General features: G+C 42.1%; 22 protein-coding genes and 1 pseudogene. 14 read left to right on the forward strand and 9 right to left on the reverse strand.

Annotated features, from left to right (window positions below; genetic code table 11):
* Positions 1-106 (forward strand): annotated as a pseudogene (locus tag FTU82_RS13265) (IS5/IS1182 family transposase); the annotation flags it as partial.
* A 158-nt stretch (positions 107-264) separates the two neighbouring features.
* Here FTU82_RS13265 and FTU82_RS13270 read toward each other — a convergent pair.
* A protein-coding gene (locus FTU82_RS13270) for an IS5 family transposase (RefSeq protein WP_087554504.1) occupies positions 265-1087 on the reverse strand; the annotation gives its coding sequence in 2 pieces (ribosomal slippage) (positions 265-705 and positions 707-1087; 822 coding nt in all).
* A gap of 325 nt (positions 1088-1412) precedes the next feature.
* On the opposite strand from FTU82_RS13270, the gene FTU82_RS13275 reads away from it, so the two are divergent.
* The 3 genes from FTU82_RS13275 (at position 1413) to FTU82_RS13285 (ending at position 3736) form a co-directional block, all read left to right on the forward strand.
* A complete protein-coding gene (locus FTU82_RS13275) occupies positions 1413-1790 on the forward strand; it encodes a hypothetical protein (RefSeq protein ID WP_005094089.1) in 378 nt (125 codons plus the stop codon).
* Positions 1784-2989: a CsgG/HfaB family protein gene (locus tag FTU82_RS13280; protein ID WP_180101449.1), complete on the forward strand. Its 1206-nt coding sequence runs from the start codon at positions 1784-1786 to the stop codon at positions 2987-2989. Before FTU82_RS13275 ends, FTU82_RS13280 begins: the two co-directional genes overlap by 7 nt.
* Positions 2990-3073: 84 nt before the next feature.
* Positions 3074-3736 (forward strand): hypothetical protein, encoded by a 663-nt coding sequence (locus FTU82_RS13285; protein WP_180001742.1) that lies wholly within the window; start codon positions 3074-3076, stop codon positions 3734-3736.
* Positions 3737-4046: 310 nt separating this feature from the next.
* Here FTU82_RS13285 and FTU82_RS13290 read toward each other — a convergent pair whose 3' ends face one another.
* The 3 genes from FTU82_RS13290 to FTU82_RS13300 form a co-directional block, all read right to left on the reverse strand.
* A complete protein-coding gene (locus tag FTU82_RS13290; RefSeq protein WP_005094083.1) occupies positions 4047-4622 on the reverse strand; it encodes a xanthine phosphoribosyltransferase in 576 nt (191 codons plus the stop codon).
* Between the two features lie 88 nt (positions 4623-4710).
* The gene (locus tag FTU82_RS13295) at positions 4711-5394 is read right to left on the reverse strand and encodes a DUF3108 domain-containing protein (protein ID WP_370982144.1); all 684 of its coding nucleotides are present in this window, start codon (positions 5392-5394) and stop codon (positions 4711-4713) included.
* A 190-nt stretch (positions 5395-5584) separates the two neighbouring features.
* Positions 5585-6271 (reverse strand): hypothetical protein, encoded by a 687-nt coding sequence (locus FTU82_RS13300; protein ID WP_180101451.1) that lies wholly within the window; start codon positions 6269-6271, stop codon positions 5585-5587.
* A 261-nt stretch (positions 6272-6532) separates the two neighbouring features.
* On the opposite strand from FTU82_RS13300, the gene FTU82_RS13305 reads away from it, so the two are divergent.
* Positions 6533-7390 (forward strand): energy transducer TonB, encoded by an 858-nt coding sequence (locus FTU82_RS13305; protein ID WP_180101453.1) that lies wholly within the window; start codon positions 6533-6535, stop codon positions 7388-7390.
* A 178-nt stretch (positions 7391-7568) separates the two neighbouring features.
* Here FTU82_RS13305 and ybeY read toward each other — a convergent pair whose 3' ends face one another.
* Genes ybeY through miaB form a run of 3 tightly spaced genes read right to left on the reverse strand, consistent with a single transcriptional unit; the run spans position 7569 to position 10646 of the window.
* Positions 7569-8051: an rRNA maturation RNase YbeY gene (gene ybeY / locus FTU82_RS13310; protein ID WP_005094076.1), complete on the reverse strand. Its 483-nt coding sequence runs from the start codon at positions 8049-8051 to the stop codon at positions 7569-7571.
* A gap of 22 nt (positions 8052-8073) precedes the next feature.
* Complete coding sequence (locus FTU82_RS13315) at positions 8074-9150, reverse strand: PhoH family protein (RefSeq protein WP_005094064.1); 1077 nt, start codon at positions 9148-9150, stop codon at positions 8074-8076.
* Between the two features lie 38 nt (positions 9151-9188).
* The gene (gene miaB, locus FTU82_RS13320; RefSeq protein WP_005094063.1) at positions 9189-10646 is read right to left on the reverse strand and encodes a tRNA (N6-isopentenyl adenosine(37)-C2)-methylthiotransferase MiaB; all 1458 of its coding nucleotides are present in this window, start codon (positions 10644-10646) and stop codon (positions 9189-9191) included.
* Positions 10647-10980: 334 nt separating this feature from the next.
* Between miaB and FTU82_RS13325 the strand changes: the two genes are divergently transcribed.
* The 6 genes from FTU82_RS13325 (at position 10981) to FTU82_RS13350 (ending at position 15890) form a co-directional block, all read left to right on the forward strand.
* Complete coding sequence (locus tag FTU82_RS13325; RefSeq protein ID WP_180001741.1) at positions 10981-12915, forward strand: lytic transglycosylase domain-containing protein; 1935 nt, start codon at positions 10981-10983, stop codon at positions 12913-12915.
* Between the two features lie 31 nt (positions 12916-12946).
* Entirely contained in the window at positions 12947-13585 is a 639-nt protein-coding gene (locus FTU82_RS13330; RefSeq protein WP_074383563.1) for a ribonuclease I, read from the forward strand.
* A gap of 167 nt (positions 13586-13752) precedes the next feature.
* A complete protein-coding gene (locus FTU82_RS13335; protein ID WP_005168672.1) occupies positions 13753-14739 on the forward strand; it encodes a malate dehydrogenase in 987 nt (328 codons plus the stop codon).
* 174 nt (positions 14740-14913) lie between these two features.
* Positions 14914-15174 carry a DUF2789 family protein gene (locus FTU82_RS13340; RefSeq protein WP_005094053.1) on the forward strand — a complete coding sequence of 87 codons (261 nt, stop codon included), beginning with the start codon at positions 14914-14916 and terminating at the stop codon, positions 15172-15174.
* An 88-nt stretch (positions 15175-15262) separates the two neighbouring features.
* Positions 15263-15517 (forward strand): DUF2789 family protein, encoded by a 255-nt coding sequence (locus tag FTU82_RS13345; protein ID WP_034608346.1) that lies wholly within the window; start codon positions 15263-15265, stop codon positions 15515-15517.
* Between the two features lie 115 nt (positions 15518-15632).
* Positions 15633-15890, forward strand: coding sequence for a DUF2789 family protein (locus FTU82_RS13350; protein WP_005094049.1), 258 nt, complete (start codon positions 15633-15635; stop codon positions 15888-15890).
* Positions 15891-15980: 90 nt separating this feature from the next.
* On the opposite strand, the gene FTU82_RS13355 is transcribed toward FTU82_RS13350, so the two are convergent.
* The gene (locus tag FTU82_RS13355; protein ID WP_180040637.1) at positions 15981-16508 is read right to left on the reverse strand and encodes a hypothetical protein; all 528 of its coding nucleotides are present in this window, start codon (positions 16506-16508) and stop codon (positions 15981-15983) included.
* Positions 16509-16578: 70 nt separating this feature from the next.
* A complete protein-coding gene (locus FTU82_RS13360) occupies positions 16579-17181 on the reverse strand; it encodes a 2OG-Fe(II) oxygenase (protein WP_180001736.1) in 603 nt (200 codons plus the stop codon).
* A gap of 117 nt (positions 17182-17298) precedes the next feature.
* On the opposite strand from FTU82_RS13360, the gene FTU82_RS13365 reads away from it, so the two are divergent.
* Genes FTU82_RS13365 through FTU82_RS13375 form a run of 3 tightly spaced genes read left to right on the forward strand, consistent with a single transcriptional unit; the run spans position 17299 to position 20111 of the window.
* The gene (locus FTU82_RS13365) at positions 17299-18156 is read left to right on the forward strand and encodes a 23S rRNA (adenine(2030)-N(6))-methyltransferase RlmJ (protein ID WP_005094045.1); all 858 of its coding nucleotides are present in this window, start codon (positions 17299-17301) and stop codon (positions 18154-18156) included.
* Positions 18157-18194: 38 nt separating this feature from the next.
* Positions 18195-19016 carry a CDP-diacylglycerol--serine O-phosphatidyltransferase gene (gene pssA, locus FTU82_RS13370; RefSeq protein ID WP_005094042.1) on the forward strand — a complete coding sequence of 274 codons (822 nt, stop codon included), beginning with the start codon at positions 18195-18197 and terminating at the stop codon, positions 19014-19016.
* 18 nt (positions 19017-19034) lie between these two features.
* Positions 19035-20111, forward strand: a complete 1077-nt coding sequence (locus tag FTU82_RS13375; protein WP_100329338.1) for a DUF6670 family protein — start codon at positions 19035-19037, stop codon at positions 20109-20111.
* Positions 20112-20250: the final 139 nt, after the last annotated feature.

Consider the following 20250-nt stretch of genomic DNA (forward strand, 5'->3'; position numbering starts at 1 on the left):
TAAACATTTTCGGATATTAACAGAACGCTATAGAAATAGACGGAAACGCTTTGGTCTAAGAATGAATTTAATTGCTGGAATGGTGAATTGGATGCTCTTAAATTAACTTTCGCAAGAGATCTATTGTATTTTTAATAAAGTGTGATATTTATTATTAATGAGAAGTTCTAATAAAATAAAAATTTACAGATTTTTAAAATTAAAATAAATAATAATTTGGGTCGTGATTAGATAATTTATTTATTAGATCTCTTGCGAAAGTCATTATTGCAAGTTTATCCGGTTTACGAGTGCAGCAATTAAGTTAATGCGTAAACCGAATCTTTTCCGTCTATTTCGATAGCGTTCACTTAATATTCTAAATGTTTTCAATTGACTATTAATGTGTTCGATCACAACTCGTATTTTTCCAATCATTTTATTGTACCTTTTCTCAACATCAAATAAGGGTAAATTCTTCTTTTTCTTTATTGGCATCAATAATTTAAAGCCATCTTGCTCTAATCCGTAGTACCCTAAATCGGTCATAACATATTCACAATGTTTGAATTTCTTAACCGTTTTTCTTGCCAATTTAATATCATGCTGACTGCCATTCGATATATCTAGCCCTATGATTTGTTTGCTGTTCGGATGATAGATCACTTGTGCTTTTAGCGTATGTTTCTTCTTTTTACCACTGTAGAACTTACTCTGATTTTTTTTTCGGACGTTCTATTGAACATTCTGTCGCATCAATAATGACCCAGTTAAAGTGTTCGTCTGCTGTGGTAATGCTTCGTTTTGGCAGAGTAAAACGTCTTGATTTCATCAATGCATCTTCAACCTTTTTAATGGTTCGATTCACATTACTTTCAGCGATATGGTAATTTGCCGCTAATTCCAGTTGAGTGCTGTAGTTCCGTAAGTAATTGAGAGTTAATAACAACTGATCCTCTATATCTAAAGTATGAGGACGACCTGATTTCTTTTTGAGTGATTCTGCTTTTTCTAAAACCTCTACCATTTCAGTAAAAACTTGTCGAGGTACGCCAACCAAGCGTTTGAATTCAGAATCTGAAAAACGATTTAATTTCTGATATCTCATGAAATTTATATTGAGGTGGTTTTTACTTTCGCAAGAGATCTATTATTGATAAGATAAAAAATATATTATTTTAATCAAGTTTTTTAGATGATTATTATATTCATATATTTTCGATATAATGATTTCTTACAAATCACAAAATATAACAAAAATAATTATTATAAATAAAAACAAATATATGGGTTTTTAATCAATATAAATAAATATGTGAATAATGCTGGATTCTACTTTTCATTTTTTTATGTGATTTAATATTTTCAGATAAATTTAATCTTACTCAACCCAAGAATTAAATAAATATCTTAGATCAGAGGATATTAAGATTATGAGAATATTAGTCATCAATCTGGGTTTATTATGTTTTTGTTTTTTAAACAATGCTTATGCCACATCTGATGAGTGGACGCAGCGTTGGAAATCATCAAGTGCCCGCTCCAATGAAAATCTAGTTCAAGCCAATCTGATCGAGCTCAAGGAGTCCGATTATTATTCTGGATTAGGTAGAACCACTATTTACAGTACCTCAACCACCTCTATAGGTACCGTAAATACACCCACCAACAATATCAATGTCGAAGGTTCAGACAACAACATCGATATTTCGAGTGAATTACTCAATGAAGCACCTGTTAATTCAAATACCAATCAAAACGCTCAGCGCTGTCCTAATTTAAGTACTCAATCAGGAGAGTCACTATGCTGAATTTCTCCTTAACCCGAAAATATATATTTTCTCTGAATATTCCTGTTTTTTTTAGCTCGCTTCTAACAGGCTGTACAGGTTTAGCTCCCTCAAACAAGAAAGCAGTTAGTCTGGTGCAAGGACCACCCATTACCGATATTTTTACCCCTTTTGATATGGCGCTCTCCTGCCTCAAAGGGCAACTACGTAGTGATGTGAGTTTTTCTGTTGGCGCGATTCTGGATCAAACCGGTAAAGATGTAGTCACCAATGGCGGAAGTGGCAAAATGGTGACCCAGGGTGCGGGAGATATGGTGCAGTCTGCCTTGTTTCAGGCAGGCGTCAGTTTAATGAACCGACGTGATCCCCGGATTATCGAAAGTGAAGCCAAGTGGGGGATTCGTGATCCAAGGCAAATTCAGGCCTCCGATTATTATGTCACCGGCAGTATTAACAGTCTGGATTTTATTCCGGGCGGGGGTTTTGACATGCAAATTGCCGGAGTGGGCCCAAATTACAGTCAAACCCGTATTATGGTCGGTTTGGATTTATCTCTGACCGATACCCGCAGTAGTAAAGTGGTGGGTAATGTTTCTTTGCAAAAGCAGATTGCTGCACAGGATTATGGTCTTAGTGCAGGCAGGTTCGCGGGTCGTACACTGTTAAATATTCAAATTGGCAAGGGAGAACGAGAGGCGACTAATTTTGCCTTACGCCAAATGTTGAACCTGGCCACTTTTGAATTACTCAGTCAGGTCGTGCCACCGGCAGTGTTTGCAAGTTGCCGTGCGGAAATTCCACCTGAATTTGGTCGCTTAGATCTCACTTGCAGTTCTGTTGCCTTGCATAAATATAAGAAAAATCAGCAACAAATCAGTACCGATTCCAGCAACCCTGTTCAGGAATCGGCCTCACGTCAGGCAGATTCATCCAATGAAAAAAACAAGTCGACCAATTCACCCAGCAAAGATACCAAGCCGCCTAAGCAGAAAGAATCTGAGGTGATTCAGAATCCTGAAGCCGAGCCTGAAATGAGCAAACAGGAACTGATTAAATATATTAGTAAGACTAAGCGCCCATCTCCGACAAGCAAAATAAATGACAAAAAAGATAGTCAAGAAAAAGCTGACAAAGAACAAGCTGAGGAGAAGTCATCCAGTTTATGGGATGCCAATCCAGAGGTAGTAGAGAATTACTGGTCAAATACTCAACGTGATTAAAAAGATTTGAAAATGGGCTCGCTCCCATTGTCAGAAGAAGTACTTAGCGAGAGGTACTTCAAAATAACAGTAGGAAGAACAATGATGAAAAACACGATCAAAACAGTCGCATTATCCGTCGCCTTTCTGTCTAGTGCGGGGATGGCATATGCTCAAGAAACCAATGTGGAAGTAGATACCGGTTTACAAGCTACTCTGGATTCTATTTCTCAGCAGGTTGAAAATGGTTCTGCGCTGAATCTGGCAGTGAATACAGGTGATGTTGATGCAAGCGTTGATTTAGAAGCACTTGCAGGAGCAGTAAGAGAAGTACCAGATGCGATTAGTTCAATTGAAGGGACAATTGAAACTACTGCAATTGGTGCAGCGAACACAGGTAGTATCACGATTGAGCAAGGCAGCTTCAATCAGGTGATATCAGACGTATCAGATGAAACATATGACTATGATTTCAGTCAAGTCACCAGTGCAACGAATAATTCTGAAACCTTAGAAGAGTTATCCGAGGTTGCGGATAGTTCAGATCTCTCGGAAGTTGTAAGTTCATCACTGTCTACCAACTATAGTGAGCAGATCAATGAAACTTTAAGCAATTATAGTGTCGCGAACATTGCCTATAATGCGGGTACCATTGATGCCTTTGTCAATGCGATTGCAGAAGGAACTCAAACTGCTATTAACAATAGCATCACAACTACCGCTATCGGTGCTGTAAATAGCGGCAGTATTACTGTGACGGTTAAATAAACTCTTGTTCAAGGTGAACAGAGGTCTAATTATTTGCAGATAGTTAGACCTCTTTATCTTATAATAAAATTGCTATAACTGGTTGTTTATTCATCGGATAGAAAAATTATTTATTTTATGACACGATCTATTTTAGAGGTTTAATCACTTCGAATTTAAAAGTAAGCCATTTATCTAGGATCAAGTCAGGAATCATGAATAACACATTAGATTGAACTAGAGTCGAGCTTTGAATATTTTTAATTTAATTCATCAGATAGACAAAATAAAAAAGAGCGCATAAGCGCTCTTTTAAAATTGATTGTCGAGCTTAGTCGCGAACAAATTCAACTGTGCCATTTGCCAAAGATTTTACGCGTGCCAGTGACTCCACACGGTAGCCTTTTTCAAGCAGCAAGTCGCGACCAGGCTGGAATGATTTTTCAATCACAATACCAATACCGACCACTTCTGCGTTTGCCTGATGAATCAGATCGGCCAGACCCAGCGCCGCCTGACCATTCGCCAGGAAGTCATCAATCACTAAAACCTTGTCGGTTGAGCTGATGTGTTTATTTGAAATCGCGATGGTGCTTTCAGTCTGTTTGGTAAATGAAAACACTTTAGAGCGGTATAAATCATCTTTCAGGGTCAAAGACTGGTATTTACGTGCAAAGATGACAGGTACACCAAGTTCTAAACCTGCCATCACTGCAGGTGCAATACCTGATGCTTCAATCGTAATAATTTTGGTGATACCAGCATCCTTAAACAGACGCGCAAATTCTTGACCAATTAATTGCATCATGACTGGGTCAATCTGGTGGTTTAAGAAAGAATCCACTTTCAAAACTTCTTCAGAGAGAACGATGCCTTCGGCCAAGATTTTCTGTTCTAGTGCATGCACGGGAGAATCCTCAAGAGCAGGTGCTTTTTCAAGCAAAAGCGTATTGTAAAAAGCACCCGGAAAAAATCAAGTGAAATTCGCCAAAATCTTAGTTGCTTGCACCTTTATAGTCAGTTAATAGCAAACCATAAGAGGTTTTCTTGTCTACATGCGAAACTTTGACTGGCAGATAGTCAAGTTTCGGTGCCAGCCAGAAGATGGTTTCACGACCCGGCTTGCTATGCTTCATCACCACCTTGATGGTATTAAAAGAACCATATTTGGTACTGACCGTTTCTGAACCTTGTCGAACAAACTTACGGCCTTCGACCTCTTTAGCATCAGCAAGATAATAATTCGATTTTAAGCCACCATTTTTTAGATCTTCACGAATTTGTAATTCCGCATTCAGTTCATCCAGAACATCGGCTCTCCAGGCAAAAGAACGCTTTTCATCATCTTTTCTGGTATTGATGGTTTTGCTGGAAGGATTAAAGTTAATACTCATGGTGTTGTTATGTACCAGGATTTTACTGCTACGACTGAAACTGCTGGAGCCAATCTTGCCGTTATTAAAGGTGAAACGGCTGGTTTCAGTTGCTGAAGCAATACCACCGGCTTTTGCAGCAAAGACGTAAGTCCAGTTATTGCCGGATTTACTCAGAGTACGGGTGGCAGAACCCATATTCTTGCCATTATAGCTAAATTGATAATTGGCTTGGAAAGGCGTCATGGCAAAAGCCTGGCTAGAAATACCAGTCAACAGTATTGCACCGCTTAGACCTGTGGTCATCGCTAAAGTCTTAAATACAGTCTTCACCATTAGTCATTTTCCTATATTGGTTAAACGGGCAAAATATCTTACTTGTTGTAGCTTTTATTCTTTAGGCAAAATATGGAAATTTAAGGGATATTTCTAGCAAAAATGTATCTTTCATGTAGTTTTTTTCAACAAAAGTTCAAAAAACGAGATTGAATAGTATTCAAGACGGATCTTTCTGTTTGATCGGGGTCACCAGGTTATCGTCCATTTCGTCTTCATCCCAATTTTCCTCTCTGTTTTGAGAAAGTTTCCTAAACAGGGCTGCCAGATTCACATTACCAATCACCACCAGTTCAGCTTCGCGAAGCACTGCATGATTCACATGAACTTTACCTAGAGTATCAATAATCGAACGGTTTTTGCCTAACCAGCGGTTCAAGTCCAGATACAGCAAGTCATCAATGACTTTAATAACGCCAAGTTTTTCCAGAATCATGCCCAATGGATCTTTGTTCAAGATGCGTTGATAGAAGAACAGGGCAAAACGCACCCCAAGCTTATACAACAGATTTGGATATTTGGCGTCAATAAGCTGTGTATCACTGATTTGCTCGAATACAATCAGCTGGGTGGTCTTATTCAGTTCCATCTGAACCAGCTTCAAGTCTACCGACAAAGTGATATTCAGGCCTTTATAGTCTAGTGTCGCGTAGAGACGCAGCCAGTCTTCATGCAGGTCTGCGTGTAAGTCTTTCAGTGCATCGACATTGTCGGTGACAAAGCGTTGAAAAGTTGCATTTAAGAAGACTTGCGATAAAGGGAATTCACGCTCATCCTCAATAAATCCTTCCGCCCTCTGATACACTTGGCGGATTCGGTTGGAAATATTGGAAATTAGCGTTTGCATATTGAAGCATCCTAGCAACTTTATTTTTGACTCGAAGTGTATCTTGTCGAATTGTATGAAAAATACAAGTATTCAAGCTTGAAGTTTAGCAAAATAAATAGCACCATTTTTATAGTTTTAGTTATGTAACGTTGAAGATTTGATGGATTTGGCATTTTTAAAATAGAAATGCCCAATTTGTTTGTTTTTAATCTTTAAAATACTTTTTTGGGGAACTGAACTCAGGACTGAGTTTGGGTAATGTGATAAACAATAATATTAATGCCTCTGGTCAGAACCTGGTGGAAAGATCCAGTATTTAGCAGTGCCGTGCTCACCGCAGGCATTCTGCATTTGATCGTATTGACACTGGAATTTGGTATGCCGCAAGATCGGGAGACCAGCACCAAAGAAATTGCAGTCAGCTTGCGACAAACAGATGAAAAAATTGAACACGCTGATTTTCTGGCCCAGACAGACCAGCAAGGGTCTGGCAAGTTTCGAGAAGCGCATCGGATGTCGAGTGATATGCCATCTCCTTTGTTAGAGCAGAAGGCAGGGGAAGAACAACAAGAAAGTCCGGATCTGCTGCAACAGAAACAGGAACTCAGTTTTGAAGAAAAAGTGCTGATGACCACCTTGAGCTGGCAAAAACAGGCAGAAGAAAATCAGCGTAAAAAAATGCAGGAGCAGTTACAAAGCCAGTTTCAGGCCAAAGCAGCCATGGTGGCCAGTCTGGAAGCGCAATATTTACAGCGTCAGCAAAATTTTAGTCGTCAGCAAAAAATTAAAACTGTGGATGGTATTCAATCCAAGCAGGATGTCTCCGCACCCTATCTGGAAAAGTTCCGTCAGAAAGTAGAGTTTTATGGCAATCAGTATTATCCGGAAGCTGCCAAGCAGCAGAATCTGGCAGGTGAAGTTCGTCTGATGGTGATCCTGAATCAGAATGGAGGGATTCGTGCCATCCGATTAATTGACAGTTCAGGACATGCCATGCTGGATGAGGCTGCGAAATCTTCTGTACGTAAAGCGGCGCCATTTGGTGCGTTTGATGCCAAAATGAAGGAAATTTCTGAATTGCGGATTATCCGAACCTGGCGTTTTGATCCGGCTGAAGCAGAGTTTGAAGTACGTTAATTCATTCTAGTTCTCTCTCCCTTTGGGAGAGAGTTAGAGAGGGGTTTTAACAGGTATTAGAACCTCTCCCTTGCGAACTCAGAATATATTCTGAGGATTCTCATCTCCTAGAGGAAGAGCGAATATAAAGCATTAAAAAAGCGAGCCTCAGCTCGCTTCCTTCATTTTCTTTTAAATCTTAATCTCGTTCCAGATAAGGATTTTCAAAACCCAGCTTGGCCAGAATTTCAATTTCAATGCCTTCCATTTCTTCCGCATCTTCATCTGATGTTTCATGATCATAACCCATTAAATGCAAGGTGCCATGCACCAGCATATGGGTGAAATGCGTCAACGGCGCTTTTTGCTGCTCAAGCGCTTCAGCAAGTACCACAGGAATACAGATCACCAGATCGCCAATGGGAAAGGCATCCAGAAATTGCGCCATTTCATCTGGAAGATCGCTCGGAAAAGACAGGACATTGGTCGATTTGTCTTTGCCGCGATATTCTAGATTCAGTTTATGACTTTCATCATGATCGACACAGGCAATTCCGATTTCGCAATTACTTTGCGTACCGATATGACCTAAAGTGGTTTCGACTACTTTTTTAATAGAGGCACGTTTTAGTACCAGTTCAGGTGACTGAAAATCCTGCTGTAAGGAAAGACTAAGTTTCAACACAAATCCTTAAATTGAAAGCTTAATGCTGTGCATCTGCGGCAGCATTATTTTCAGCGATCAAGGCGTCCTGACGTGCTTTACGTTCGGCACGTGCTTCTGCACTTAAACGCTGCTGATCACTGTCCCAGCCTTCATAGGCTTCAACAATTTTCTGTACCAGTTGATGACGAACCACATCACGCGAATGAAAACGGGTGATATGAATTTCAGGGATTTTATCAATCACACGCAGGGCATGTGAAAGACCAGACTGTTGGCCGCGCGGTAAATCCACCTGCGTCACGTCACCAGTAATGACCGCTCGTGAACCAAAACCTAAACGGGTCAGGAACATTTTCATCTGTTCTGGGGTGGTGTTCTGTGCCTCATCCAGAATGACGAAAGAATGATTCAAGGTACGGCCACGCATATAAGCGAGTGGCGCCACCTCAATCACTTGACGTTCAATCAGCTTGGCCACTTTCTCAAAGCCGAGCATTTCATACAAAGCATCATACAATGGACGCAAATAAGGATCGATTTTCTGGCTTAAATCCCCTGGCAAGAAACCCAGTTTTTCACCGGCTTCGACCGCAGGACGCACCAGTAGAATGCGCTGGATTTCATTGCGTTCCAGCATGTCCACAGCAGCAGCGACAGCCAGATAAGTTTTACCGGTTCCGGCAGGACCTATACCAAAAGAAATATCACTTTGCAGAATACGCTGTACATAACGTTTCTGGTTGGCACCACGCGGATTGATCCGGCCTTTACGGGTTTGTAACCAGACATTGTCCAGGCCGGTATGTTCTTGGTCTTCTAGATCTTGCTGGAGTTCACGGTCAGTCTGACTGCCCTGAATCATTAGGTGCAGGGTATCTGCGCTGATCTGCTGGCTCTGTTCAGATTCTTCGTGTAGACGTTGCAAGAGCATTTCGGCTCTTTCAACGGCATCGATTCCACCATCCACAATAAAACTCTCTCCGCGATGGGAGATTTTGACATCTAAACGTTGTTCAATTTGCTTCAAATGACCGTTATAAGCACCTAACATCGCTTGGATACGGTCCATTGAAATCCCAGGAAAAGCTACTGTACGTCGAATCGCTGCAGTCAAAGAGTATTCCTTATGAAGTGTACGTTATATGCTCTACATTACGCCACGTCAGGCTCAAGATTCAAGAGTTCACCATAAACTAAATTCAAAGTTTTAATTTCGGTCACTTCGATCTCGGCAAAGCGACCTACCCAGGCAGGATCACCAATAAAGTTGACATAACGGGTGTTGTCCGCCGTACCCACCAGAATATTCGGATCTTTATCAGAGACTTTCTCGATCAGTACCCGCTGGATGCTACCGAGCATGGCATCCGTTTTGTCAATACTCGAGCGTTTAATCCATTGCTGAACTTTGGCCAGACGTTCTTTTTTGACATCTTCCGGAATGGTATCTTCCAGTTCTGCCGCAGGCGTACCCGGACGTTTTGAATAGATAAAACTATAAGAATGATCGAAATCCAGATCTTTAATAAATTGATAGGTCTCTGCAAAGTTCTCATCAGTTTCACCCGGGAAGCCAATGATAAAGTCTGAAGATAAATGCATATCGGGACGAACTGAGCGTAACTTTTTAATTTTCTCGATATAGACATCGATGGTATGGTTACGTTTCATGGCCTGAAGCACATCATTCGAGCCACTTTGTACCGGCAAATGCAGATGCGAAACCATTTGTGGCAGGTCGCGATAACACTGGATCAGGTCATCATTAAATTCGAGTGGATGCGAAGTGGTATAACGAATCCGGCCAATGCCCGGAATATCCGCGACTAAACGCAACAGATCGGCAAAAGTACAGATATTGCCTTCAAAGGTTTCACCACGATAGCCATTGACGTTTTGACCCAGCAGGGAAATTTCACGCACGCCTTTTTCTGCCAGACCCGCAATTTCAGCCAATACATCATCCAGTGGGCGAGACACTTCTTCACCACGGGTATAAGGCACCACGCAGAACGAACAATATTTTGAACAGCCTTCCATGATCGAAACAAAGGCTTTATAGCCCTCAACACGCGGTTCAGGCAGAAAGTCGAATTTTTCGATATCCGGGAAGGAGATATCTACCAGTTTGATTTTTTCTTTTTTCGGTTTTTCGATCTGGTCAAAATGCTGATCCAGCATTTGTGGCAAGCGGTGCAGGGTTTGCGGGCCAAAAATCATGTCGACATAATTGGCACGTTTCTGGATGTTGTCGCCTTCCTGAGACGCCACACAGCCGCCAACCCCGATAATCAGATCCGGATTCTTGTCTTTCAGTTTGCGCCAGCGACCCAGCTCGGAAAACACTTTTTCTTGGGCTTTTTCACGGATCGAGCAGGTATTCATCAGCAGAATATCGGCATCTTTAGGATCGTTGGTCAGCACATAGCCATGAGAATCGCCTAACAGGTCTGCCATACGGTGACTGTCGTACTCATTCATCTGACACCCTTGCGTTTCGATATACAGTTTTTTTACTGCAATCTCATGGACAGGGGTGTGCGCTGGCTGGGTAACAGTGTTTTCTGAGGCAGCTGGGGCACCATTCGGAATGAAGGTTTGAACCGTCATGTAGGCTCCTACAAGGTAATACGTTGAAAGAGTGAACGAACAGCCTGATTGACGCATCAAACAGGTGAATAACAATTCAATTCACGGACTGAAATATGGGAAGGCGCATATTTTAGCAGGAAAGTCGCTTAAACTTATAGCTTAAATTAAACGTGGAAAAATATTGATTTATGGGTAAAAATTGTCTGTAGATTAATATTGCTTAATCATAAGGTTACATAACTGAACAATACAGTTGCTTATAATATTTCAACAAAGCTCTTATGATAAGCAACATAGGCTAGGCACAGAATCGATGAGAGAAGGCAAAGGGATGTTGAAACACACTGAAAATATGTATAAATATTATAAATTAATTACGTTAAGTGTGGCGTGTATCTGTTCAGCAAGTACATATGCAGCTGAAGAGCAATTTAACGATGCCTTACGTGCGGCCAATGCAGGTAATACTGAATTATTACAACAATATCGCCTGTCCATGCAGAATGATGCTTTAGGCTATTATCCGGAATACTGGATTTTAAACCAGAATCTTGCCTTGCAACCTGCCAGCCAAATTGTCAGTTTTGCTCAGCGCTACCCGCAATCTGCGATGGCTGAAAAGCTGGCAGCGGACTATGTCGAAGAAAAAGTCAAAATGGCAGATTTCACCACGGCTCAACCGGTATTGCCTTATGTGACCAATGCTGATCCAGCTGAAGCCTGTGCCGTAGCACAAGTTCGTGCCAAAGCCGGTGATGAGCTGGTTTATGCCGAGTTTAAAGAGGTCTGGCTAACCACCAATAGCCAACCGGATTCTTGTACTGGACTTGGTCGAATGATGCTTTCTAGTCCTTTAATGACGGCAGAAGACCGCCAACAGCGACTTTGGGTACAATTGCGTGCCGGTCAGTCAGGTCAGGCCATTGCTACTGCGCAAGGAATCGGTCTGAATCTGTCTTTAGCACAACTCAATTCGATTCAGGCCAATCCAACCAATTATTTATGGTCTGCACCGAAAAACAGTGCGGCAGAACATGCTTATCTGATATATGCACTGGGACGTCTGGCAGATAGTGATCTGGACTCGGCGTTATCCATTGTGAAACGGACTGCTGAAGGCACACCGGTACAAGTACAACGTGCCTTATACCGAGCTGTGAGTTATGTCGGTGGAACCACAGTCATGAAGAACAACTTTAACCGGGAAGTGTTAAATGCCTTTGATGCCAGTTATGGTCTGCCATTTAGTCCGGAAGAAGCTGAGATTTATGCGCGTCAGGCCATCCGTTTTAGTGCGTGGGAAAGCCTAATCCGTGCGATTGATGCCATGAGCGTCAATCAGAAACAGGAAGATCGCTGGCAATATTGGCTGGCCCGTGCCAGTGAGCAGCGTGCAGATCGTAGTTCAAAGAAAACTGCAGAGAGTATTTATCGTACATTGGCCGCCGGGGATGATTATCACAATCTTCTGGCACGCGACAAGTTGGGACAGCTGACTGCGAGCACACCCAATCCAATTCAGCCATCGAATCAGGCCATGCAACGTTTGAATCAGGATATTCATTTCCGTCGTGCGTTCACGCTACGTAATATCAGTGCACCGAATAACTACATTAACCGTGAATGGAACTGGGCAGTGCGTCAGGCCTATCTGAAGAAAGATGATGAGCTGTTGCTGGCCGCAGCAAAGCGTGCCATGGACATGGGCTGGCATGATCGGGCCATTTATGCAGCTGACCGCACCGTGAACAAACATAACTACAATTATCGTTATCCAATGCCGCACCAGAACTACGTGGTCAGTCATAGCCGCAATGCCGGGATCGATCCGGCTTGGGCTTATGGCTTGATGCGTCAGGAAAGCCGTTTCAATACCGTGGCACGTTCACATGTGGGTGCCGGTGGCCTGATGCAAATCATGCCAGATACCGCCAAGCTGGTGGCACGTCAAATGGGTGAGACTTATAATCCGGCAGCTTTGACCGATATGAATACCAATATTCGTTACGGCACCTTTTATTTATCGACCATTCAGCGTCAGCTCAGCAACAGCCCAGTCTTGGCAACCGCAGGCTATAATGCCGGACCAAACCGTGCCCGCCGTTGGCAGCCGGAATTTCAGGGCATGGCAGCAGATCAATATACTGAAAGTATTCCTTTACTTGAAACTCGGGATTATGTGAAACATGTCATGACCAATGCCACACATTACGGTCTCTTGTTGGGACAGGGTGCACAGTCCGTGGGTAAGCGTATGCAACTGATACCATTACGTAATACACAATAAAATTAAAATTATTGGGGATGGTGCTTTATTCATGAAAATAATGAAGGATCGTCGAGTTTGGGGGAAATGGGCAGCGCTTGTATTCTTGGGCAGCAGTCCGGCAGCATTCGCCATGCCGACAGACTATGTTATGGATGTAGAAATGGTGCCGGCTTTGTGTAGCCTGTACCCTGAATATGCAAAGAAACGAAAATGTCTAGAAGGTTATTCCTTGAATATTTCCGGCTTATATCCTCAGGCTACGTCAGAAAACTGTACAACCAATAGCTCTGCAAAACTTTCACCGCTTCAGTCCAAGGTGGTGGCCAGAATCATGCCGGATGAAAATACCCGGACCATTTTGTGGCGCAACATCGGCGGTTGCGTTCCGATGAATGCCAGCCAATATTTCCGGACGATTATCAATTATGCAGACCGGCTTAAAGTGCCGGCAGAGCTGACTGAACAGGAAAATATCACCATGTCAGTCGATGCGCTGCGTGTGAAATTTGTGAGAATTAATCCGCAATTACCCGCCAATGCTTTGAGATTTAATTGCCAGCTTACTCAAGCTAGCAGCGTGTTGACCTCGATCAAAGTCTGTTATCACAAAAATGGCAATTATAAATCCTGTCCTGCCAACATTATTAATACATGCCCAAAAACTGTCACAATAAAAGGAACATACTGAGCTTTTTTGCCGGTTTAATTTATATTTCCTATCAGACTTTAGATGAAATCCGTCCTCTTTTATATGCATCCGGCAAAGGATTGGAGTACAATCTTTCGCGTTTACGATTATTAGATTAAATACTAACTATTTAATCGCGTTGAATATCCTCAATTGGAGATAATTAGATGAAGCAAGCAGTTCGTGTTGCCGTTACTGGCGCTGCAGGTCAAATTGGTTACAGCCTATTATTCCGTATCGCAAGCGGCGAAATGCTAGGTAAAGATCAACCAGTGATTTTGCAATTGCTCGAAGTTCCTTTTGAGAAAGCTCAGCAAGCGCTTAAAGGCGTAATGATGGAGCTTCAAGATTGTGCATTCCCGCTACTAGAAGACATGATCGGTACTGATGATCCTAAAGTTGCATTCAAAGATGCTGACTACGCGCTATTAGTTGGTTCACGTCCACGTGGTCCAGGTATGGAACGTGCTGATCTGCTTAAAGTGAATGGCGAAATCTTTATCGGTCAAGGCCAGGCACTTAACGAAGTTGCGAGCCGTGACGTTAAAGTTCTTGTTGTAGGTAACCCTGCGAACACGAATGCTTACATCGCGATGAAATCTGCTCCAGATCTTCCAGCGAAAAACTTCACTGCAATGTTACGTCTTGACCACAACCGTGCTGCATCTCAAATTGCTGCTAAAACCGGTAAAGCGGTTAAAGACATCAAAAATCTTACAGTTTGGGGCAACCACTCTCCAACAATGTATGCTGACTACCGTTTCGCTACAATTAATGGCGAAAGCGTTAAAGACATGATTAACGACCAAGATTGGAATGCAAACACCTTCCTTCCGACTGTTGGTAAGCGTGGCGCTGCCATCATTGAAGCGCGTGGTTTGTCTTCTGCTGCTTCTGCTGCAAACGCTGCAATCGATCATATGCGCGATTGGGCTCTTGGCACAAATGGCGAATGGGTAACCATGGGTATTCCTTCTGACGGTTCTTACGGTATTCCTGAAGGCGTTATGTTCGGTTTCCCTGTAACGACTGAGAACGGTGAATACAAAATCGTTCAAGGTCTAGAAATCGACGAGTTCAGCCGTGAGCGTATCAATGTTACATTGAACGAACTTGAAGAAGAGCGCGCAGCGATTGCTGACATGCTTAAATAATTTGATCGTTTAGATTAAGTTGAAAGAGCACTCCATTCGGGGTGCTTTTTTTATATCTCTATTTTTTTGATGAACAAAAAATAACATGCTGTGATGCAGCAGCAACTGAATCTTGCTTAGGCTTGGACTAAGCTAAAAAACATAAATAATCCAATAAAAGGCGAGGTGAAGAAGATGTTTGATCAACACCCAACGTTAGAAATGTTTTTTCAGCAACTTGGATTGGACTCGAGTCCCGAGGCGATTGATGAGTTTATTAAGACCCATCAAATTGGCATGGACGTGCCTTTGCACAAGGCGCCGTTCTGGTCGAAATCCCAGCATGATTTCCTGATTGGTCAGTGGAAAAAAGATGATGAATGGGCAATTTTAGTTGATGTCCTGAATGAACAATTACATAGCGAAGCCCAGGGTTCTGGGTCATGTGATTTATAAATGAATATTTAAAGATTTATGCCAGTTCTTATTTTAGGGATGGTAAAGGTCTTATTTTTAGTTTAGAGCATATAACAGGAGCAAGTGGATCATGTTCGAACAACAGCCAACTTTAGAATTATTATTTGAACAATTGGGTTTGCCTTCTGATGAAGCCGCAATTAATGAATTCACCCATACCCATCAGTTGCCATCTGAAGTCGCTTTACCGGATGCCGAATTCTGGAGTGAGGGCCAAAGTGCATTCTTACGCGAGCACTGGCATCAAGATGATGAATGGATTGTGATTATTGACAAACTGAACCAGCTGTTACATGTCGAAAGTGACAAGCAAGGTGTTTAAATTATAGTCTACAAAAAGAAACAACAAACCTAGTGAAATGACTAGGTTTTTTTTGTCTTATCTTATAAGTTAGATCTATAAATAATTACAATTTATCTGATATAAGGAGGGCGACATGCTCATGAAGAACCAACCATCCTTAGAAATGTTATTTTCTCAACTCGGTCTGGCCAATAGCGCTGCTGCCATTGAGTTGTATATCCGGACTCATCAGCTTCCAGCAGGCCTGTCCTTGCATGAGGCACCATTCTGGAATAAATCCCAGCGTTCGTTATTGATTAGTCATCTGGTACAGGATGATGATTGGGCAATCTGGGTGGATGAGCTGAACCAGCAATTACACATGGATGCCTACAGACGTCAGCCTGCTTAACTGTGTTATATCTTGGTATTACTTAAAAAATGAAAGTGATGCTCAAAAGAAAACGCCTCAAATGAGGCGTTTTCTTTGACGCTGTTAAGCTTAATGCATTTTACTTTTTAATATTTTGATAAACCATTCCTGCTGACGATAATCACTAAAGGCATGATGCTGCTGCAACAATTCCAGTTCACATTCAACCGTTTTGGTGTATTTCCCTAACCAGTGACGTGTCAGGGCTGGCTCATTTTTACTGGCACTGGCATAAGCCAGGAAGAAATAAATATCGCCATGTTCATAACTGGCCATCGGCTTAAGAATTTGCTGGGTAATCAGGGCAAAATGCTGCTCTTTGGTCAGTTCAAAAAACATCATATAAGCCTTGGCCAGATGCAAGGATAAATTGATATACATGCGCAGCGGCATTTCTTCAAATTCCACCCGGCCTTGTTCAAGTAAGACAATCGCTTCTTGCAGGAAATGTCGCTGTTCCTGACGCAGCTCACTTAAAGTCACCAGCTGTAAACGAAGATCAGCACGTTCAAGCGTTAATTCTGGCGTATTGCCTTTTAAGTACAATTGGTCAGTTTCACCCAGTCGCTCAATAATCTGCTTGGTTGTTAATCGCATCAACGCAATCCTCATTTCTCAATAATGCCTATATGAGGTTAAAAAAATAAATTTAAAGCATGAGCGAGCATTAGATTAAGGCTGTATCGCTTCTTAACCAGGCCGTAATGGATAGACGTTGCTGTTTGGAAATTAAAACTTCATGTAACAAATCACTCTGGAACAGTACAATCCGGTTCGGCTGTGGCTGAATAATATGCCACTGGTCATTTTTATCTTGCAGACGCAATTCTCCCCCCCAATCTGCCTGCCATTGTTCATGCAGATAATACACACTGGAAATCATTCGGCCATTTTTAGCTTGAGGATTGTCACGATGCAGCGCATAAAACTCGCCAGCGTGATAGCAGGCAAAATGTGCTTCGATTTCTTTAATGCCTAAATAAAACGCGCGGTTTAAAGCTTGAGAAAACTGTTGCAGGGTTTGAGTGTGTAGGTGGGAAATTTGAAATTCAGGTCGTAACCAAAGAATATGATCACTACGGATGTTGCTGACGACGCCATTTTGAATGGCTGCATTACGAAATTCGTTTAAGTGGCTTAAGCATTCCTGACTTACCGCATGTTGATATTCACTAGAATAAGCATCGTCAACAATACTAAAGCCATGTTGATCTAAATCATCTAAGATTTGATCAACATTCCAATCCCCTGGGATGATAACAGCTTCCATTTTTTTCAATTCTCGATAGTGTGGCAAAACAGGTTCGCTATTTTAGTGTAAGAATCGTGCCTGAACGAAACTATTTTTCATGTTAAAATAGCTGTTGATATTAGGAATTAATGAAACATGAATTACCGTCACTCTTACCACGCAGGCAACTTTGCCGATGTCATGAAGCACGTTTTATTGCTTCAGTTGTTGACTCGACTGAATGCAAAAGACAAACCTTATCGCTATGTAGATACACATGGTGGTGCGGGTAAATATGATTTATCGACTGCTGAAGCGCAAAAATCAGGTGAGTTCTTAAACGGTATTCATCGTCTTGTTAAACTGGATGATTCGATCAAGCGTAACGCACCTGAAGGCGTACAACAATATTTGAAAGTTGTTGAGAAAATGCGTGAAAACTTTGGTAAGGGTGCTTATCCCGGTTCACCTTGGTTTGCTCTGGAAGGCATGCGCGAGATTGATAAAGCGACTATTTTTGAAATGCAGCGTGATGTGTTTCAGCAACTTCGTCATAATATTTTTGACAAGCGTGCCGGTTTGCATGAGCGTGATGCTTATGAAGGTCTTTTGGGGGTGATTCCGCCGAAAGAAAAACGTGGTCTGGTGATGATCGATCCACCTTATGAGCTTGAGCGTAAAGATTTTCCACAATTGGTAGAATTACTGGTTGCCGCTTATAAGAAATGGCCGACAGGTGTATTTGCTGTTTGGTATCCAATTAAAGACCGTGCCATGATTGAACGCTTCGAGAAAAAAATGTTCAAGACCGGCATCCGCCGTCAACTGGTGTGTGAAGTCTGTGTATGGCCGGATGACACCCCAGTCGGCTTGAATGGTTGTGGTTTGCTGGTGATTAATCCGCCTTGGAAATTCTCTGAAGATGCAGATGAAGCACTACAATGGTTATTCCCACATCTTCGTATGAGTGAAAATGGTGGTCACGCTGCAGTTCGCTGGTTAGTCGGCGAATAATTTTTTCAAAGCACAGGTCATAGCTAGGATCGACAAGAATGACAAATATAAGCAAACCGGAACGCGACTCTTCAAAAGACTTGCCTTTTGATGGCATCACCTTTGAGGTGGAAGAAGAGGAACATACCCAGGAAGGGCAGAAAGTTAAGCGTCGAGGCATCTATCTATGGCCGAACCTGATTACAACCGCTGCGTTGTTAGCGGGTTTTTACTCCATTATTGCCAGCATGAATGGCAATTTCCAGCAAGCGATCTATGCAATTTTTATTGCGGCTTTGCTGGATGGTTTGGATGGGCGTGTGGCGCGTGCGATTGGTGCGCAAAGTCCGTTTGGTGAACAGTTTGATTCGCTTTCCGATATGCTGGCTTTTGGTGTTGCTCCCGCGATCTTGATGTATAGCTGGGGTTTGAGTGATTTAGGCCGGATTGGTTTGGCCGCCTGTTTTGTCTATACCGCCTGTGCTGCTTTTCGTCTGGCCCGCTTTAACGTACAGATTGGCGTGGTAGACAAGCGTTATTTTATTGGTGTGGCCAGTCCATTGGCGGCTCTCATGATTGTTTCGCTGGTCTGGGTCGGTTTAGATTTTCCTGAAATTTTTGATATTCGTGAAGCATCCATTCAGATCATTAACGCCGTTGTCATTATTGCGGTGGGCTTGTTGATGATTTCCAATATCAAATATTATTCATTCAAGACCGTAGAGCGTAAACGCGTTCCGTTTTTTGTATTACCAATTGCCGTATTTGTCTTTGCTGCGATGACTTATAATATTCCTGTCGGCATTCTGGTAATTTCTATTCTCTATGCCTTATCTGGTTTTGTGACCACCTTTATGGCAAAAAGATCGAGTAGATTATAAAAATATAAGGAGTCTGAGATGCGGTTTCTTCAAGATTTTTTAGATCGTTCGAAACAGCTGAATCAGACTCCAACTGTTTCGCATTATCCTGCCTATCATGGCCCCAACTCAAAATATAAGATTATTCATCAAGGTTTGATGATTCCTGGACTTCCGGCGCCGCTGCACTATCTAAATTTTCTCAGCATTATCGGGCAGCCGAATGCACCGATGCTGGCCAATCCCAGTGCAATTCAAACCAACGCACTGGATACCGCAACAGTGATTTGCAGCACCAGTTCGCATATGGTCGGCCAACTGCATCGTTATTCAGTACAGCAGGACTGTAACTTTGATGCTGGCTTATTTCAGTTTTTAGATCGGGAGCAACTGAGTGGGACCTTTCCTCATTTTCGTTTGCAGCGTTTTGACTCGGAACTCAGTTTCGATTTAAGCATTCATACCACTCAGCTCATTTCCCACTTTAGCCAGGTGCGGTTTTCACTTGCCGAGCACTGGTCTTTGCTGTGCTATTGCCAAGGCACATTAAAATATAAACAACAGACATATAATATTGATAGCCTCGGAAGTTTTGAATATGCACGAAGTTTCAATTTCCCTTATCTGCCTTTGGCCTTCCTGACTTATCAAATTATTAACCTGAGTGAAAACCGGCAGCTACTGTTGGCGCAAATTCGGGATGGGGTGAATAGTATTGTTCAGTCTCGGATGTATTTGCGTGATTTAAACAAGATGCAGACTCAGATGTTTGATCAAAAAGTGTATTTTAAAGTCCATCGTGTCTATCCGCGCGTCACCACGCCGAATGGGCAAAATATGTATTTGCCACGTGAATTTGAATGGTGTTACGAAGCTAAAGATGGCACCTGTATTTGGGTACAAGGGCAAAGTCGCGGTGATTTCAAATTTGGTTTGGCCGCGGGCTATGTTGGAAGTTTTAGTTATCAGGTCAAAATAAATGAAGAGAACGAAAATGGGGAAGGTGGCTACTGTGAATACATTGATTGCCGTCCTTTACGCTTTCAAGAACAAGATAAAACCGACAAACTTTTAACTCATTTATCAAATTCTGTACCTTTAATGCTCAAAAAATAGAAAAACCTGCATTTTTTGTAGAATAAATAAACAGTCGTTGGTTTTTTGCTGAATTATTTAGAAATAGGGGTTGTGTTGGGTGTGAAATCCTGTAGAATGCACATCCATCGGCAGTGATGAAGATTAAAACTTCTGATAA

It is taken from the genome of Acinetobacter sp. YH12151 (genome assembly GCF_013418355.1).
GTDB lineage: Bacteria > Pseudomonadota > Gammaproteobacteria > Pseudomonadales > Moraxellaceae > Acinetobacter > Acinetobacter pseudolwoffii.